The sequence below is a fragment of the Salipiger bermudensis genome, from assembly GCF_017309175.1.
Classification (GTDB): domain Bacteria; phylum Pseudomonadota; class Alphaproteobacteria; order Rhodobacterales; family Rhodobacteraceae; genus Salipiger; species Salipiger bermudensis.
In genome coordinates this window covers 94,817-111,324 of the sequence record NZ_JAEKJV010000002.1, presented here as the reverse complement: position 1 = coordinate 111,324, position 16,508 = coordinate 94,817, and the positions used below count along the sequence as shown (strand labels likewise).

Sequence of the window (16,508 nt, the reverse complement as noted above, 5' to 3'; positions counted from 1 at the left end):
GACGGCGCGCGAAATATCGCATACACGAGCGGCGATCCGTGGAATTCGGCCGGCCGGTGATCGCACCGGCGCGGTGCCCAAGTTCCCTTCCGTGCCACGGTTGTTTGATCTGGGATGAAGCAAGCGCATGAAACAAAGACATTTTGTTCTCGAAGCCGGGGAGCGGGCGGTGGTCTGGATCAGTCCTCGCAAGGTCACCCGTCAATTCGGCACGAAGTGGCCTGTCGGGAGAGCGCGCATCAGGAAACTGCACCGCTTTCTGCCCCGGCCCGCCGTGGATCTGGTGCGACCGGCGATCAAACGGGCCGAGCCGTTTACAATTCCGGTACAGTTCTTCGGTGGCAAGCCCGCCGTAACCGACACGCATCGGTATCGCCTTCTCGAGGACCTCGTGGCCCACAGAAGCGATCTTCGCGCCAGTCTCTGGTTCCGCGAACTCTCCGATGATCTCGGGTCCAAGGGCGCGACCAACTACAAGCGTCGCAGACTACACAGCGAGACCGAGATCCTGGAGTTCCTCGACACCTACGTGCTTGGCCTGATCGAGAGCATTCGCGAAAATGGCTTCGACGCCTCGAAGAGCGGCTACGAATCCACCGCCGTGATCGACGCCGAGGGCAACCTGATGAAGACAGGCTCGGGCAACCATCGCTTCTGCATCGCGGCGCTTCTCGACCTGCCGCGGTTTCCCTTGGTGGTCGTTGGCGCGCACGAGGATTGGGTGCGCCGAAACATCGACGGCCCTCTTAACGTCGAAAAGGTCGTCGCACAGCTGCCCGCAGTTGAAGCGCACCACCAGCGCCCAGAGGGCGCAAGCGCGCGCTTACACCTCTCGGGGTAGCAGCACGCGGAAGGTGGTGCCCTTGCCCGGAGCGCTCTCGATCTTGAGCCGTCCGCGGTGTCGGTTGATGATGTGCTTGACGATGGCGAGGCCGAGCCCGGTGCCGCCCATCTCGCGCGCGCGGTGGCTGTCGACCCGGTAGAAGCGCTCGGTAAGGCGGGGAATGTGGATCGGGTTGATGCCCGGCCCGGTGTCGGTCACCGCCAGCTCCACGCCCTGCCCGCGCAGCCGCGGCTGGTAGGCCGGCTCGGCCAGGTGGACCCGGACCTCGGCGCCACGGCCGGAGTATTTCACGCCGTTCTCGATCAGGTTCACCACCACCTGCCGAAGCTGGTCGGCGTCGCCGGGCACCTCGAGCACCGCCTCGGGGGCGTCGGTCTCGAGCGTGACACCGGCATCTTCGGCCAGAGGTGCGAGCCCGCGGATCGCCGAGCGCACGAGCCCGGCCAGATCGACCGGCTCGGTCGGGCGCACGCGCTCTTCCGCCTCGACCCGGCTCAGCGACAGCAGATCGCCGACCAGCCGCTCCATGCGCCCGGCCTCGTCCTCCATGATGCCGAGAAACCGGTCGCGCGCCGCGGCGTCCTCGCGCGCGGGCCCGCGCAGCGTCTCGATGAATCCCAGAAGCGCGGTCAGCGGCGTGCGCAGCTCATGGCTGACATTGGCGACGAAATCCCGCCTCATTTGGCCGGCCTGCTCGAGATGGGTGATGTCGGTGAAGGTCAGCAGCACACCCGGCTTGCCTTCGAGCGGCAAGGGGCGGACCGACACCTCGTAAGTGGTATCCTGCCGGCCGTCGCTGGTGAGGTAGCGGGTCAGCCGAGGCGCGGCGTCACGGAACGTGCCCTCGATGGCGTCGAGCAGCGACGGCTGCCGCAGCGCGGTAATGAAGTGCCGCCCCTCGAGCCCCTCGCCCAGAAGCGCCTTTGCCTCGGCATTGGCGGCCTCGACGCGCTCATCCCAGCGGATCAGGATCGCCGGAAGCGGAACTGCGGCGACGACATGTCTCGAATCGGTCTGCATCCGGATCCTTCCCTGCGACATCGCCTGCCGAGCCGCGATGAGCTGTCTTTTCTGCGGTGTTGCACGCGACGGCAACGGGGGCAAGAACCGACCGGCGCGTGCAATCCCGCGGAGGTTGCCGCCAGCCGGACCGGCGCGTGCCGCAATGCGGCATCAAAGTGAACACCTCTAAGGCATTGGAATTCATATCATTCCGGTCCGAATAACGCCTTCAAATAGCAGAATGTGGCGGAGTTTCGGTACGGCGATCGGCAATATACCACCTATGGGTGTATACTTTTGCGATAATCGATTGCGTTCGCCTTGGTTTTGTCCTTTTATGGCTGTGTAGGTGGGGGCGCTTACAACCACAGGAACTCGTGCCATGCAGAACGATCCGATCGACATTCACTGCCCGCATTGTGGGCAGGTCGCTCAGTTCCACGAGCCGTTCCGTTTTACTTGTGTGATCCGTTACTCCGAAGTGCCTGAAAACGCGCACCTTTGGGGGCGTGTCGTGGTTGAAGAATTGTACCCGGAACAGTTTGGCTGGACACAACCCGAGGCCAAGAAACCGACGTTTCATCAGGACGGCGCGGAAGGGCCCGGCTATCGCCTCAATCATCGCGGGATGGTAGAGTGTGCCTCTTGCAAGACGTTGGAAGCCGCGACGATCTCGTGGCCGGAGGACGCCTACTGGAAGTGGAGTATCGACGGCCATGACCTGGTCGCACGCAACCGCGACCATGCGCGGCAGATCCTCTCTTATCTGCGCGAGCGCAAGCGGGCCCCGAACCGCAAGCCGGCGCTGCGCAACATCCCGACCGTCATGCTGACCCGTCAGATGGCGCCGGTGGTGCAGTCCAAGGTCGAATACGCACTCGAGCACGCCTCTTGAGCGGAAACAGGGTCTGACGCGTCAGAGCGCCGTCAGACCCGCCTTGAACCGGCGCGCATTGGCCTGGTAGCCGAGCGCCGATTTTCTCAATCCTTCGATCGCGGCCGCGTCAAGCGCGCGCACGACCTTGCCCGGCATGCCCATCACGAGGCTGCCGTCGGGGATCTCCTTGCCCTCGGTGATCAGCGCGCCCGCGCCGATCAGGCAGTTGCGGCCGATCTTGGCGCCGTTGAGGATGGTGGCGCCCATGCCAATGAGGCTGTTGTCTCCGATCGTGCAGCCGTGCAGCATGACCTTGTGACCGATGGTGCAGCCCTGCCCGATCACCAGCGGATAGCCCATGTCGGTATGACAGACGACGTTCTCCTGCACGTTGCTGCCGGCACCGACGCGGATCTCCTCGTTGTCGCCGCGCAGGGTGCAGCCAAACCAGACCGAGGCGTCCTCCTCGAGCACGACCTTGCCGATCAGGTTGGCATCCGGCGCCGCCCAGGCGCTGTCGGCGAGCTGCGGCGCGTGGCCGTCCAATGCGTAGAGCGTCATTCCTCTCCCTCCTCGAATTCCGCCTGAAGCTTGCGCACGTGATCAAGCAGGTGCGGCTGCTGGGTGCGTCGCAGGCGTGCGGCGGTGACAATGCTCTTGAGCCGCGCCTCCGTGGCGTCGAGATCCTCGTTCACCAGCACGAAATCATACGAGCCCCAGTGCGAGATCTCGTCCCAGCTCTTCTGCATCCGCCGGTCGATGACCTCCGGCCCGTCCTGCCCGCGCGATTCAAGCCGACGCTTGAGCTCGGCGATCGAGGGCGGCAGCAGGAAGATCGACAGCGTGTGCAGCGCCAGCTCGGAGTTGGTCATCTGCTGGGCGCCCTGCCAGTCGATGTCGAAGAGCACGTCCTTGCCGTCGATGATGGCATCGCGCACCGGGCCCTTGGGCGAGCCGTAGAAATTGCCGAACACATGCGCGTGCTCGAGCATCTCGCCATTGGCGACGGCCTTCTTGAACGCCGCCTCGGTCATGAAATGGTAATCCTCGCCATCGACCTCGCCGGTGCGCGGCGCCCGGGTGGTCGCCGAGACCGAGAAGATCACTGACGGATCCCATTCCCGCAGCCGCTTGGCCAGTGTCGATTTGCCCGCGCCCGAGGGCGAGGACAGGATGATGAGAAGACCTCTTCGGTTCATCGGATCACTCCACGTTCTGGACCTGCTCGCGCATCTGGTCGATCACCGTCTTGAGCGTCAGACCGATCTGGGTCAACGCAGAAGATCCGGATTTCGAGCAGAGCGTGTTGGCCTCGCGATTGAATTCCTGCATCAGGAAGTCGAGCTTGCGCCCAACGGCGCCCTCGTCCTGGAGCAGAGCCCGCGCCGCGGCAACATGCGCGCTCAGCCGGTCGAGCTCTTCGGTGATATCGGATTTGACGGCGATCAGCGCGAGCTCCTGCGCCACGCGGGCCTCGTCGGCACCCTCGGTGGCCTCCATGACGCGCGCCAGCGCCGCGCGCAGCTTCTCGGCCTGCTCGTCCCGGCGGCTCTCGACCGCATCGGCGGCCTGCGCAACCAGCGTCTCGATTTCGTCGAGCTGGCCGCTCAGGACGGCCATCAGGGCCTGTCCCTCGCGACTGCGCATCTCGGCAAACTCCGCCAGAGCAGCGTCGAATTCCGTCATCAGCGCCGCACGCAGTGCCGGAATGTCGCGCTGGCTCTGGCCGGTCGCCATGACGCCGCGGAGGGCTATGATCTGCGCGGCGCTGGAGCGCTCGAGCGGCAGATCACGCCCGCCGGCGGCATCCTCGATGCGCGCGATGGCGTCGAGCACCCGCGCCAGCGCCGCCTCGTCAAGCTCGGCCGCCTCTTCGTCGCTGCCACCGGTGACGCGGAGCGAGATCTGCACATTGCCGCGCGCGAGCTTCGCCTGCGCGGCCTTGCGGACCATCGGCTCGAGCCCCTCGATCCAGTCGGGCAGTCGAAGCCGGAGCTCGAGACCCTTGCCGTTGACGCCACGCAACTCCCAGCCCCAGCGGAGCCCGTCGAGTTCGCCGCTGCGGGAGGCAAAGCCGGTCATCGATTGCCGCATTCTCGCCGCTCCATGTTAAGGCCGGGTTGCCCGCAGGGAAATTGCGGGGTTTCATCGGCCTACCCTCTGAGTCCGGGCATGGCAAGCGGTGCGTTGAGGGCCAAAGCGTTAACCTTTCAGCCAGAATTGGGGCGGAAATCTGCCCGATTTGAGATAAGTTGAGACTCAAGATGACACAAATGGCCGGCAACATGGAACGGGGGCTCCGACGTTGCTGGCGACTGGACTGGAAGGAGCCCGAAACATGTTCGGCAATGGCGGCAAAGGCAGGGGCATCGTCTCGATGACCGATCGTGAAAGAGAAAAAAGGCTGGAGCCTCTGCGGGTTGTGGAGAGCTATTGGCACGACCTCGCAACCACGCGGGGCGAAGTTCCCCTGCGCAGCGAGATCGACCCGCGCAGCATCGAAAACGCGCTCGAATATGCCTTTCTTGCCGAACGGATCGCGCCAGGGCTCGCAAAGCTGCGGGTCGCTGGGGCCCATCTTAACGACCTGATGGGGATGGAGACCTCCGGCATGCCTCTGTCGACCCTGTTCACCCCCGCTGCCCGCGATGTGCTGGCCGATGCGGTGACCCGGGTGTTTGCCGAAAGCGTCATGGTCAAGATCCGCCTCTCGGGCGAAGAAGGGTTTGGACGCAATGGCTTGCAGGGCGATCTTCTGCTTCTTCCCCTGCGCTCTGACATGGGCGACATGACGCGGATGATCGGCGCTCTGGTCACCACGGGTCGGATCGGCCGCACTCCGCGCCGGTTCAACATCGAAAGCGTCTCGGTGCAGGCGGCGACCCTGACCCGGACTACGCCTGCTGCAGAGACCGCGCCCACCCGGACCGCGCCTGAAACGCCCCCGGTCCCGGGCCTCGCCGAAGAGGCCGCACCTTTCGAGGCGACGCCGTCGTCAGACGCCAAGAGGCCACCCTATCTGCGCCTGATCGTGTCGAATGATTGAGGGATTTATTCGAGCAAAGATAGCTTTTTACCCAGCGAACTTGATGTTCTGGTCAAAGCTGATCACGCAAAGTAAAAGCCCCCGCGCGATAGGCTCGCGCGGGGGCTTTCTTGTCTCCAACCTTCTGATAGGAAGGCTTACTCGGCTGCGAGTTGCATGCTGCCGTGCTCTTCCAGCACCGGATGAAACTCCTCGTTCTGACCCGCATAGGCCAACGTGGCGCGCAGCATGCCCGCCTTCGAGCCACAGTCGAAACGCTGGCCGCTGAACCGGAAGCCCGACAGCCCCACACGCTCGACACCCTTGGCGATGGCGTCGGTGAGCTGGATCTCGCCGCCAAGGCCCGGCTTCTGGTTGCGCAGGTCATCAAAGATCGAGGCATCGAGCACGTAGCGGCCAACCACCGCGTGCAGCGAAGGTGCCTCTTCCGGCTCGGGCTTTTCGACCATGCCGGAGGCCGGCACCATCTGGCCCACCGGAGTGCCCTTCGGGTCGAGCACGCCATAGGCTTTCACCTCGTCACGGGCGACCTCCATCGTCGCCACCATGTGGCCCGCGGCTCCCGTCTCGTAGGCTTCGATCATCTCGCTGAGGCAGCCTTTCTGGCCCATGATCAGGTCATCGGGCAGGATCACGGCAACCGGGCCCGGCAGGCATTCGTCGACGGCGCACAGCACCGCGTGGCCCAGTCCGAGGGGCTCGGGCTGCATCACGAAATGCGCCTGTTCCTCTTCGGGATCGATGGCATTCTCGTCGAGCGCGTCGGCGATGCCGTGCTTGCCCTTCTCGCGCAGCTGCTTGCAGAGTTTCTCGTCCTGATGGACGTAGCGCTCGATCGCGCCCTTGGAGGGGTGCGACACGAAGACCATGCGCTCGATGCCCGCGGCCCGGGCTTCATCCATGGCAAACTGAAGAAGCGGACGGTCGAGCACGGGCAGAAGCTCCTTGGGCGTGGCCTTGGTCGCCGGAAGGAACCGCGTTCCGAGCCCTGCCACCGGGAAGATCGCGGTGCGCACTTTCTGGCGGGCAGTCGGGCTGGTGTTGGTCACGTCGGTATCTCCTTGTGTCGCTGATCGCTGTCGCCGCGTCGCGGCAATTGCGTAAGAGCCTATGCCCTTTTCATGTTACGACCAACTAACGTCATCCGGGAAGAAAAGTTCCGGCAGAGAATTGCCTGATTTTATTGGCGATCGGCAAAGGCCCGTTTTTTCAATCTGTTGCGGGGCGCTGCGCCTGCGACCGCGAGAAAATGCAGTAATCGCGTCGAAATTGAATCAATGCCGCCCAGCCGGGGCGCATCAAGCGGCTTTTGGTGCTCAAAAACCGGGCAAACCGGGTCTGCGCTTCGCTCCTGCAGAAAAAACGCCCCCTGCGCTTGGTTCGATGGAACCCAGCGCCTAGTCTGGCGTTATCAGCTTAGGACAGAATGGAGTGAGCCAAATCGGCCTGAGGTTCCCAACGTTGAGGGTGATTTCAGGCACAGCATTATGGACGGACTGACATTGAACATCCCGCCCGCGCGCGACACCGGCGACATGCCAAGACGCGCTGAACCTTACGCCCGCCTCGCCGTTATCGGTATGGGAAGCTGGGGCACCGCCCTCGCCGCAGTCGCGGCATCGGCCGGATGCGACACCCGGCTCTGGGGCCGCCGCGACGCCCTCGCGCACGCGATGGCCGAGACCCGGCAGAACCCCGAGCACCTTCCCGATATCGATCTTCCCGCAACCCTGACACCGACCTCGGACCTCGCCACTGCCCTGAACGGCGTCGAGGCTGTGCTTCTCGTGACGCCGTCGCACACGCTGCGCGACATGGCGCGCAAGATGAAGCCGCACCTGCCCGAGGGCGTGCCGATTGCGCTCTGCTGCAAAGGCATCGAGCGCGGGACCGGCTTTCTGCTCAGCCACGTCGTCGAGGAAGAGCTCCCGGGCCACCCGGTCGGTGCACTCTCGGGCCCGACCTTCGCTCGCGAGACGGCGCTCGGTCATCCGACCGCTGCCACCGTGGCGTTCAATTTCCGCCATCACGACCGCATAGCCCCCGAGCGTGCGCCCGCCGCGCGCCTCGCGCTGACTATGCAGACACAGGCGTTCCGGCCCTACGTTTCCGACGACCTGATCGGCGTTGAGGTCGGTGGCGCGGTGAAGAACGTGGTCGCCATTGCCTGCGGCATGATGACTGGCGCCGGCTTTGCCGAGAACACCCGCGCCGCGCTGATCACGCGCGGCATGGACGAGATGAAGGCGTTGGCCGAGGCACTTGGCGGCAAGCGCGAGACCGTGACCGGCCTTGCCGGCGCCGGTGATCTGACGCTGACCTGCTCGTCCACAACCTCGCGAAACATGTCGCTGGGTACGCAGCTTGGCCAGGGCATCCCGCGAGAAGCATGTTTCGACGGCAAGCCCACCGTGGTCGAGGGTGAGGTCAACGCGATCTCGGTGGTCGATCTTGCCCGCCGGGTCGGTGTCGAGATGCCGATCTGCGAGGCGGTTCACGCCATCCTGCACGAGGGCGCCCCTCTGGCAGAGACCTTTCAGGCGCTGTGGTCCCGCCCGATCGAGGGCGAGCCGCGTGCGCTCGACATCACGCTTCACCCCTACGAGGGAGACCCCGCATGAGCTTTGATCACCCCCACAACCGTGACATCGCCGGCTGCCGCTTCGTACTGGCGACCGATCTCGACGGCACCTTCCTTGGCGGCTCGGAAGAGGACCGCGCGAAGCTTTACCAGTGGATCGAGGACAACCGTGACACCATCGGCCTGATCTTCGTCACCGGCCGCGATCCCAAGTTCATCGGCGAGCTCTGCGATGGCGGCGTGCCGTGGCCGGAATACGTGGTCGGTGACGTGGGCACCACCATCGCCCGGGTCGAGGATGGCAAGATCCACCCGATCGAGCCGCTTGAGGTCGAGATCGCCGAGACATGGGGCAATGCCGGGGACACTGTGCGCTCTGCGCTTGAGGGCCATCCCGGGTTGACGCTGCAGGCGACCGAGTTCCGCTACAGGGTGAGCTATGATCTCGACGCGGAGAATTTTGACGACAGCGCGCATGACATCGTGCGCGACATGGGCCATGATCCGCTGGTCTCGGACAACCGCTACTTCGACGTGCTGCCGCGCGGCATCTCGAAAGGTCCGTCCCTGCGCCGCCTCGTGACCCATCTTGGCATCGAGGAGAGCCGCGTGCTCGCCGCCGGTGACACGCTGAACGACTTGTCGATGCTGGAATGCGGGCTGCAGGCCGTCGCCGTGGGCGGCGCCGAGCAGGCCCTGCTCGACCGGGTCTCCCGCCTGCCCCATGTCCATACCGCCGAAGCGATCGGCGCGGCGGGCATTCTCGAGGCGGTCGAGGCCTTCAACCTGCATCCCCTCCCGAAAGGAGCGTAACTCTCATGTCCAGCGATCTGGTAATTGTCTATCACCGTCAGCCCTACGAAGAGGTCGAGGTCGATGGCAAGATCGAGTACCGCGCCAACAAAAGCCCCAATGGCATCGTCCCAACCCTGAAGAGCTTCTTCGGCAAGGTCGACAACGGCGCCTGGGTGGCCTGGAAAGAGGCGGAGGACACGTCGGATCCGGGCTTCGAGCGAGTGGTCCATATCGAGGACACGTTCGGCAAGTACACCGTCTCGCGTCTGCCGTTGACCGCGGCGCAGGTGAAGAGCTTCTACCACGTTACCTCGAAAGAGGCGTTCTGGCCGATCCTGCACGGGTTCAAGGAAAAGTATAACTACGATCCCGTCGACTGGCCGACCTTCAAAGAGGTCAACTGGGCCTTCGCCGAGGCCGCCGCATCGGAGGCCGCCGAGGGCGCGAGCGTCTGGGTGCACGACTACAACCTCTGGCTGGTGCCGGGCTATCTGCGCCAGATGCGTCCGGACGTGCGGATCTCGTTCTACCACCACACGCCCTTCCCGGCGGCGGACATGTTCAACGTGCTGCCGTGGCGCGGCGAGATCATCGACTCGCTGCTGTGCTGCGACGTGGTCGGCTTCCACATCCCGCGTTACGCCTCGAACTTCGTCTCCTGCGTGCGCTCGCTGCGCGACGTGGGCAACGTGCCGCGGATCAAGGTCGAGAACGACATGATGTCGGAAGGCTCTGCGCTCTCGGACCGCACCGTGCCAACCGAGATCCACACCGATGACCGCGTCGTGCAGCTTGGCGTGACGCCGGTGGGCGTGGATGTCGAGTACATCAAGTCGCTGGCCGCCTCCGAGAAGACCGACACCCTCGCCGCGCGGTTCCGCGAAGAGATCGGCGACAGCCGCGTGCTGCTTTCGGTGGGACGCACCGACTACACCAAGGGCGGGGCCGACCAGCTTCTGGCCTTCGAGCGCCTGCTCGAGCGCCGGCCGGACCTGCGTGGCGTGGTCCGCCTGCTGCACGTCTCGGTGCCCGCCAACCGCAACATGACGGTTTACGAGCCGATCCAGAAAGAACTGGAAGAGATCGCCGGCCGCATCAACGGGCGCTTCGGCACCTTCACCTTCCAGCCCGTTGCGCTGATCTCACGCGCCATTCCCTTCGAGGAGTTGGTGGCGTGGTACCAGGTGGCGGACGTGGCATGGATCACCCCGCTTGCGGATGGCATGAACCTCGTCTGCAAGGAATACGTGGCCGCCCGCAAGGATGGCGACGGCGTGCTGGTGCTGTCGGAATTCGCCGGTGCCGCGGTCGAGATGGGGGCTGCCGTTCTGGCCAACCCGTTCTCCAGCCGCGCCATGGATTTCGCCATCGACATGGCGCTGGATATGCCGGAGGACGAACGCAAAGCGCGCATGGAGCTGCTGCGCGCCTCGGTCGAAAAGCGCGACACGCAGCATTGGGCCGAGGATCAGCTCGCCCTGCTCTCGCCGAAGGATTTCGGGGACGCGAGCCAGAGCGAAGAAACCGAACTGGCCTGAGGAAGGCTTGGTTCGACCCGGATCTGATGATCAGGTTCGGGTCACGCAGAAAAGGGGCAAGCAGCGCTGCTTGCCCCTTTTTTTGTTCGGTTGATCAGTGGCATTGCGTCCTGGACGCCCTCAGTCGCGCATCTCATTGCGGCGCATGGGCATCCGGTCGATCACTGCGAAAAGCTCTTCGGGCGCCAGCACCGCGTCCTGCTCGAGCTTCACGCCACCATCCTTGCCCACCAAAACCAGCTTGAACCCGCCGGGCTGAAAGCCCTGCCGGAGCGGCGACGGCGTGCGGTCGTCGAGATCGCTCAGCACCACGATGTCGCGCTCGGCGAGCGCCGCCTGCGCCTCGCGCAGCATTTCGATCTGGCGGGCATAGTCGGGATGATCCTCCGACGGCGCAAAGAGCAGCACCGGTCGCTTGTCCCAGCGCATCCCGTCGAGGTCACGGGCGTCCGCGGGCAGGCTCTGGAACAGGTCGGGCGCGCCGACCGCCTGCGTGGCGGCAATCGCCCCCGCAACGACAGCGACACCAAGCTTGGTCTTCATGCGAATGCGGCCCATTGGGATCTCCTGTCTGAATGGGTTTGATCCCTACGCATGAGCGCCGCGATGGGTTCCGTGAGAATGTCGCGGCGCACGATGATCGGTCGATTCATGCTGCCGCGAACGCAAAACGGCCGCCCCGAAGGACGGCCGTTTGCAAGATCCAGACTGACCTGGATCAGCCGTGCGCAACCTGCGGCTGGTCATCGCGCAGCGAGGTCAGTTCCTCGGCCACGAGGAAGGCCAGCTCGAGCGATTGCGACGCGTTCAGACGCGGATCGCACGCGGTGTGGTAACGGTCGCTGAGGTTCTCGTCCGAAACCGCGAAGACGCCGCCGGTGCATTCGGTCACGTCCTGGCCGGTCATCTCGAAATGCACACCACCCGGGACGGTGCCCTGGTCGCGATGCACGGCGAAGAAATCGCGCACCTCGCGCAGCACCGAGTCGAACGGACGGGTCTTGTAGCCGCTGGCCGACTTGATGGTGTTGCCGTGCATCGGGTCGCAGACCCAGACCACGTTGGCCCCTTCGCTGCGCACCGTCTCGATCAGGCGCGGCAGGTGCTCGGCGGCCTTGCCGGCACCGAAGCGGGTGATCAGGGTCAGGCGGCCGGCCTCGTTCTCGGGGTTCAGCTTGGCCATCAGGACCTTGAGATCCTCGGAGGTCATGGACGGGCCGCACTTGAGACCGATCGGGTTCATCACACCGCTGGCGAATTCCACATGCGCGCCATCGGGCTGACGGGTCCGGTCACCGATCCAGATCATGTGGCCGGAGCCTGCGAGCCACTTGCCGGAGGTCGAGTCGATCCGGGTCAGCGCCTCTTCGTACTCGAGCAGCAGCGACTCGTGCGAGGTGTAGAAGTTCACCTGGTGCAGCGCCGCCGAGCGGTGGCTGTCGACGCCCGCCGCCTTCATGAAATCGAGCGTATCGCCGATGCGGTTGGCCATGTCGCGGTAGCGCGCGGCCTTCTCGCCCTCGGTGAAGCCCAGCGTCCACTGGTGCACCTGGTGCACGTCGGCATAGCCGCCGGTCGAGAAGGCACGCAGCAGGTTCAGCGTTGCCGCCGCCTGGGTGTAGGCCTGCAGCATCTTCTGCGGGTTCGGCTTGCGCGCTTCGGGGGTGAAGGCAAGCTCGTTGATGATGTCGCCGCGGAAGCTCGGCAGCTCGATACCATCCACGGTCTCGGTCGGGGCCGAGCGCGGCTTGGCGAACTGGCCGGCCATGCGGCCCACCTTCACCACCGGCACCTTGGCACCGTAGGTGAGGATCATCGCCATCTGCAGCATCACCTTGAAGGTGTCGCGGATCGCGTTGGCCGAGAACTGGTCGAAGGCCTCGGCGCAATCGCCGCCCTGCAGCAAGAAGGCCTCGCCGCGCGATGCCTTGCCCAGCTCGTCGCGAAGACGGCGGGCCTCGCCTGCAAATACCAGCGGCGGATAGTTCGACAGCTGCGCCTCGACGGCCTCCAGCTCGGCCTGATCCTGATACTCAGGCATCTGGATCCGGGGCTTGGTTCTCCAGCTCGATTTGGTCCACTCACTCATGGCTATCTCCCACGCGGTCTCCGTTAGCGAAAACGTCTGGAGGCTCTACCAAAGCGAGCGAAAGAAGGCCATAGGAAATGCAGGTGATCTCTTGACGGGTTTTTGCCTTTCTGCCCATGTGACCTGATCCGCCAGAGCGCCGTAAACGCGTTCTTGAGGATGCGACCCGTAATGGTTGCACGACCTAAATCGCCGCGAGGGATAGATGCCGGTGCAGAACAAAGCTTTCGAAGCCGATACGCAGGCGAAGCCGCGCCGGTTTGTGTTTGTCCTTCTGCCGGAGTTCACCCTGCTGAGTTTTGCCGCCGCGCTCGAGGCGCTGCGCATCGCCAACCGCATGGCCGGCGCGCCGATCTACAGCTGGGTTCTGACCTCCGAGGGCGGCGAAACCGCGCGCTGTTCGGCGGGCACCGAGTTCAAGCTCGATTGCGATCTGCCCGAGCTGACCCGCGACGATGTCGTGCTGCTCTGCGGTGGGCTCGACATCGCCGAGGCGACCACCAAGCGGCTGATGAACTGGCTGAGGCGCGAGGCCCGGCGCGGGCTCGCCATGGGCGGGCTCTGCACCGCCAGCTGGACGCTGGCCGAGGCCGGGCTGCTCGATGGCAAGCGCGCCACGATCCACTGGGAAAACCAGGACGGGTTCGAAGAGGAATTCCCCGAGGTCGAGCTGACCAAGTCGGTCTTCGTGGTCGACGGCAACCGGCTTTCGACCGCCGGCGGCACGGCCTCGATCGACCTGATGCTCAAGCTGATCGCCGACGATCACGGCGAGGACCTCGCCAATGCGGTGGCAGACCAGCTGATCTATTCCTCGATCCGCACCGATCAGGACACCCAGCGGCTCTCGACGCCGACCCGCATCGGTGTGCGCCATCCCAAGCTGGCGCAGGTCATCAAGATGATGGAAGCCAATATCGAGGAGCCGATCTCGCCGGCACTTCTGGCCAAGGATGTCGGCATGTCGACGCGCCAGCTCGAACGGTTGTTCCGGCGCTACCTCAACCGCTCGCCCAAGCGCTACTACATGGAACTGCGCCTCCAGAAGGCCCGCAACCTGCTGATGCAGACCGACATGAGCGTGATCAACGTCGCGCTGGCCTGCGGCTTCGCCAGCCCTTCGCATTTCTCGAAATGCTACCGGGCGCACTACCAGACCACGCCCTATCGCGAGCGCGGCACCCTCGCCGCCAAACCCGGGCGCGAGGACGCCTGAGCCCCGTCAGGGCCGCGACGCGCGGTAGAGCGTGCCGTTGACTTCGCTGAGGAACCAGATCGCGCCATCAGGCCCTTGATCGACATCGCGCACCCGCAGCGTTGCCTCGCTCTCGAGCTGTTCGACCTCGCGCATCGGAGTGCCGGACAGCCGGGCGATGTAGTTGAACTTGAGCGAGCCCACGAGCGCGTCGCCGTCCCAGCGCCCGCCCTCGAGAAACACGATGTCAGATGGCGCATTGGAGGGATCCCAATAGAAGACCGGTTGCTCCATGCCCGGCTTTGACGTGCCCTCACCGATCCTGGCGCCGGAATAGTGCTCACCGTAGGAGATCACCGGCCAGCCGTAATTGGCGCCCTTCTCAATGAGGTTGACCTCGTCCCCGCCCTGCGCGCCGTGCTCGACGGCCCAGAGCCGGCCGCGCCCGTCGAAGCCGAGCCCCTGCGGGTTGCGGTGGCCGTAGCTCCAGATCTCGGGCTGCGCGCCGTCCTGCCCGACAAAAGGATTGTCACGCGGCACCGCGCCGTCGCGGGTGATGCGGATCACAGAGCCATTGTGGCGCGCGAGATCCTGTGCCGACGGCCGGTCGCCGCGTTCGCCGATGGTGACGAAGAGATGCCCGTCCGGCGCCTCGACGATGCGCGAGCCGAAATGCCGCCCGCCGCTCGAGCCCGGCGCCATCTCGAAGATGGTCTCCGCCTGCGCGAGGCGGCTGCCATCCTGCGACAGTCGCGCCTTCAGCACCGCCGTGCCAGCGCCGCCCTGCTGGCGCTTGGAATAGGTCAGGAAGATCTCGCGGCTGGTGGCGAAATCGCGTGGCACCAGCACGTCGAGCAGACCGCCCTGCCCGCGCGTGTAGATCTCGGGCAGGCCCGAGAGCCGCTGCGCGCGTCCGTCGCGCACTGCCAGCAGATCGCCGCCGCGCTCGGTGATCAGGATGGTGCCGTCAGGCAGGAAATCGAAGCTCCACGGCGTGTCGAGCCCCTGCACCACCGGGCTGACCGAAAGGGTCCCGGCGCTGCTCGGAATGTCCTGCGCCAGCGCTGATCCTGCGGGGACAAGCGCAAGTACTGCTGCGAAAATCGCGTGTTTCATGTCGGGCACCTCCAGCCCGTCGATATGGGGCCAGGCCGCGCGCGGACAAGCCGGTTGCCCGTGCGGCAGCCACGCCCGTGGCCCCTTTTCTTTTGTCAAGGGCTTGCATAGGCTCCCGCCCGGACAATGCGTTCCAGCAAGGGAGATCCTGATATGAAAAAGTGGCTTCTGGCCTCCGCCGCCACCACGCTGCTTGCCGCAGGCGCCGCGCAGGCCCAAGACGCCAAGGTCGGCGTCATTCTCGGCTTCACCGGCCCGATTGAATCGCTGACCCCCTCCATGGGCGCGAGCGCCGAGCTTGCCCTGACCGAGGTCAACGACAGCGGCAAGTTCCTCGAGGGCGTCACGCTGAGCCCGGTGCGCGCCGACTCGACCTGCATCGACAGCGCCGCCGCGACGGCCGCCGCGGAACGTCTCATCACCACCGACGGCGTGGTCGCCATCATGGGCGCCGACTGCTCGGGCGTGACGGGCGCCATCCTGTCGAACGTCGCGGTGCCCAACGGCGTGCCGATGATCTCGCCCTCCGCCACTTCGCCGGCGCTGTCGAACGCCGAAGACAACGGCCTGTTCTTCCGCACCTCGCCGTCAGACGCGCGCCAGGGCGAAGTGCTGGCCAGCATCCTGGCCGAGCGCGACGTGTCCTCGGTCGCGGTGACCTACACCAACAACGACTACGGCAAGGGCTTTGCCGACAGCTTCGCGGCGGCCTTCGAAGCCGAGGGCGGCGAGATCACGCTTTCCACCCCGCACGAGGACGGCAAGGGCGACTACTCCGCTGAAATCGGGGCCCTGGCCTCGGCCGGCGGTGACGTGCTCGTGGTTCTGGGCTACTCCGACCAGGGCGGCAAGGGCATGATCCAGGCCGCGCTCGACACCGGCGCCTTCGACACCTTCGCCATGGGCGACGGCATGTACTCCGACGCGCTGCTGGCCGATCTTGGCGGCGACATCGAAGGCAGCTTCGGCTCCGTGCCGTGGGCCGAGGGCGAAGGCACCGAGGCCTTCACCACGCTCGCAACCGAGGCCGGCATCAACGCCGAGAGTTCCTACACCCGCGAGAGCTATGACGCCGCAGCCCTGATCGCACTGGCGATGATGAAGGGTGGCGAGGTCTCCTCCGCGGCGGTTGCGGCCAACGTGCTCGACGTGGCCAACGCACCGGGCGAGCCGATCCTGCCGGGCGAGCTTGGCAAGGCGATGGAAATCCTTGCCGAGGGCGGCGAGGTGGATTACGTCGGCGCAACAAACGTGGAACTCGTCGGACCGGGCGAAGCCGCGGGCACCTACCGCTATTACGAGATCAAGGACGGTGACTTCAGCACCGTTTCGTTCAAGTAATCTCGCCGCACTGGCGAATACGGACAGCCCGGGGTCAGTTCCCGGGCTGTTTCCAATAACAAGACAGGCGCAGCAAACCGCGCC

At 65.2% G+C, this 16,508-nt stretch carries 16 protein-coding genes; 8 read left to right on the top strand and 8 right to left on the bottom strand.

Going from position 1 to position 16,508, the window contains the following annotated elements:
* Positions 1-127 precede the first annotated feature (127 nt).
* A complete protein-coding gene (locus JF542_RS03310) occupies positions 128-841 on the top strand; it encodes a hypothetical protein (protein ID WP_207074735.1) in 714 nt (237 codons plus the stop codon).
* Here the strand turns inward: JF542_RS03310 and JF542_RS03305 are convergent.
* Entirely contained in the window at positions 824-1,864 is a 1,041-nt protein-coding gene (locus JF542_RS03305; protein WP_207074734.1) for a sensor histidine kinase, read from the bottom strand. The two genes, JF542_RS03310 and JF542_RS03305, sit on opposite strands and share 18 nt — an antisense overlap.
* A gap of 364 nt (positions 1,865-2,228) precedes the next feature.
* Here JF542_RS03305 and JF542_RS03300 point away from each other — a divergent pair, with 364 nt between their 5' ends.
* Entirely contained in the window at positions 2,229-2,741 is a 513-nt protein-coding gene (locus tag JF542_RS03300; protein WP_242533565.1) for a hypothetical protein, read from the top strand.
* A 21-nt stretch (positions 2,742-2,762) separates the two neighbouring features.
* Here JF542_RS03300 and JF542_RS03295 read toward each other — a convergent pair whose 3' ends face one another.
* The 3 genes from JF542_RS03295 to JF542_RS03285 are packed head-to-tail and all read right to left on the bottom strand — an operon-like array spanning position 2,763 to position 4,817.
* A complete protein-coding gene (locus JF542_RS03295; RefSeq protein ID WP_207074733.1) occupies positions 2,763-3,284 on the bottom strand; it encodes a gamma carbonic anhydrase family protein in 522 nt (173 codons plus the stop codon).
* Positions 3,281-3,922, bottom strand: a complete 642-nt coding sequence (gene gmk / locus JF542_RS03290) for a guanylate kinase (protein WP_007800476.1) — start codon at positions 3,920-3,922, stop codon at positions 3,281-3,283. Before gmk ends, JF542_RS03295 begins: the two co-directional genes overlap by 4 nt.
* Before the next feature lie 4 nt (positions 3,923-3,926).
* Positions 3,927-4,817, bottom strand: coding sequence for a YicC/YloC family endoribonuclease (locus JF542_RS03285; protein WP_207074732.1), 891 nt, complete (start codon positions 4,815-4,817; stop codon positions 3,927-3,929).
* A 244-nt stretch (positions 4,818-5,061) separates the two neighbouring features.
* On the opposite strand from JF542_RS03285, the gene JF542_RS03280 reads away from it, so the two are divergent.
* Entirely contained in the window at positions 5,062-5,769 is a 708-nt protein-coding gene (locus JF542_RS03280) for a PAS domain-containing protein (protein WP_207074731.1), read from the top strand.
* Between the two features lie 137 nt (positions 5,770-5,906).
* Here JF542_RS03280 and JF542_RS03275 read toward each other — a convergent pair whose 3' ends face one another.
* Positions 5,907-6,818, bottom strand: a complete 912-nt coding sequence (locus JF542_RS03275; protein ID WP_007800470.1) for a UTP--glucose-1-phosphate uridylyltransferase — start codon at positions 6,816-6,818, stop codon at positions 5,907-5,909.
* A gap of 438 nt (positions 6,819-7,256) precedes the next feature.
* Here JF542_RS03275 and JF542_RS03270 point away from each other — a divergent pair, with 438 nt between their 5' ends.
* Genes JF542_RS03270 through ggpS form a run of 3 tightly spaced genes read left to right on the top strand, consistent with a single transcriptional unit; the run spans position 7,257 to position 10,683 of the window.
* Positions 7,257-8,390 carry an NAD(P)H-dependent glycerol-3-phosphate dehydrogenase gene (locus JF542_RS03270; protein ID WP_242533564.1) on the top strand — a complete coding sequence of 378 codons (1,134 nt, stop codon included), beginning with the start codon at positions 7,257-7,259 and terminating at the stop codon, positions 8,388-8,390.
* Positions 8,387-9,163, top strand: coding sequence for an HAD-IIB family hydrolase (locus JF542_RS03265; RefSeq protein ID WP_007800466.1), 777 nt, complete (start codon positions 8,387-8,389; stop codon positions 9,161-9,163). The genes JF542_RS03270 and JF542_RS03265 overlap by 4 nt, the downstream gene beginning before the upstream one ends.
* Positions 9,164-9,168: 5 nt before the next feature.
* Positions 9,169-10,683: a glucosylglycerol-phosphate synthase gene (gene ggpS / locus JF542_RS03260; protein WP_007800463.1), complete on the top strand. Its 1,515-nt coding sequence runs from the start codon at positions 9,169-9,171 to the stop codon at positions 10,681-10,683.
* A gap of 120 nt (positions 10,684-10,803) precedes the next feature.
* On the opposite strand, the gene JF542_RS03255 is transcribed toward ggpS, so the two are convergent.
* On the bottom strand, positions 10,804-11,241 hold the full coding sequence (locus tag JF542_RS03255) for a DUF4174 domain-containing protein (protein ID WP_207074730.1): 438 nt from the start codon (positions 11,239-11,241) through the stop codon (positions 10,804-10,806).
* Between the two features lie 160 nt (positions 11,242-11,401).
* Complete coding sequence (locus tag JF542_RS03250) at positions 11,402-12,772, bottom strand: class II 3-deoxy-7-phosphoheptulonate synthase (RefSeq protein WP_040544846.1); 1,371 nt, start codon at positions 12,770-12,772, stop codon at positions 11,402-11,404.
* Positions 12,773-12,977: 205 nt separating this feature from the next.
* On the opposite strand from JF542_RS03250, the gene JF542_RS03245 reads away from it, so the two are divergent.
* A complete protein-coding gene (locus JF542_RS03245; RefSeq protein WP_207074729.1) occupies positions 12,978-13,988 on the top strand; it encodes a GlxA family transcriptional regulator in 1,011 nt (336 codons plus the stop codon).
* Positions 13,989-13,994: 6 nt separating this feature from the next.
* On the opposite strand, the gene JF542_RS03240 is transcribed toward JF542_RS03245, so the two are convergent.
* Positions 13,995-15,083, bottom strand: coding sequence for a PQQ-dependent sugar dehydrogenase (locus tag JF542_RS03240; RefSeq protein ID WP_207074728.1), 1,089 nt, complete (start codon positions 15,081-15,083; stop codon positions 13,995-13,997).
* A 153-nt stretch (positions 15,084-15,236) separates the two neighbouring features.
* Here JF542_RS03240 and JF542_RS03235 point away from each other — a divergent pair, with 153 nt between their 5' ends.
* Positions 15,237-16,424: an ABC transporter substrate-binding protein gene (locus JF542_RS03235; RefSeq protein ID WP_007800455.1), complete on the top strand. Its 1,188-nt coding sequence runs from the start codon at positions 15,237-15,239 to the stop codon at positions 16,422-16,424.
* Positions 16,425-16,508 lie beyond the last annotated feature (84 nt).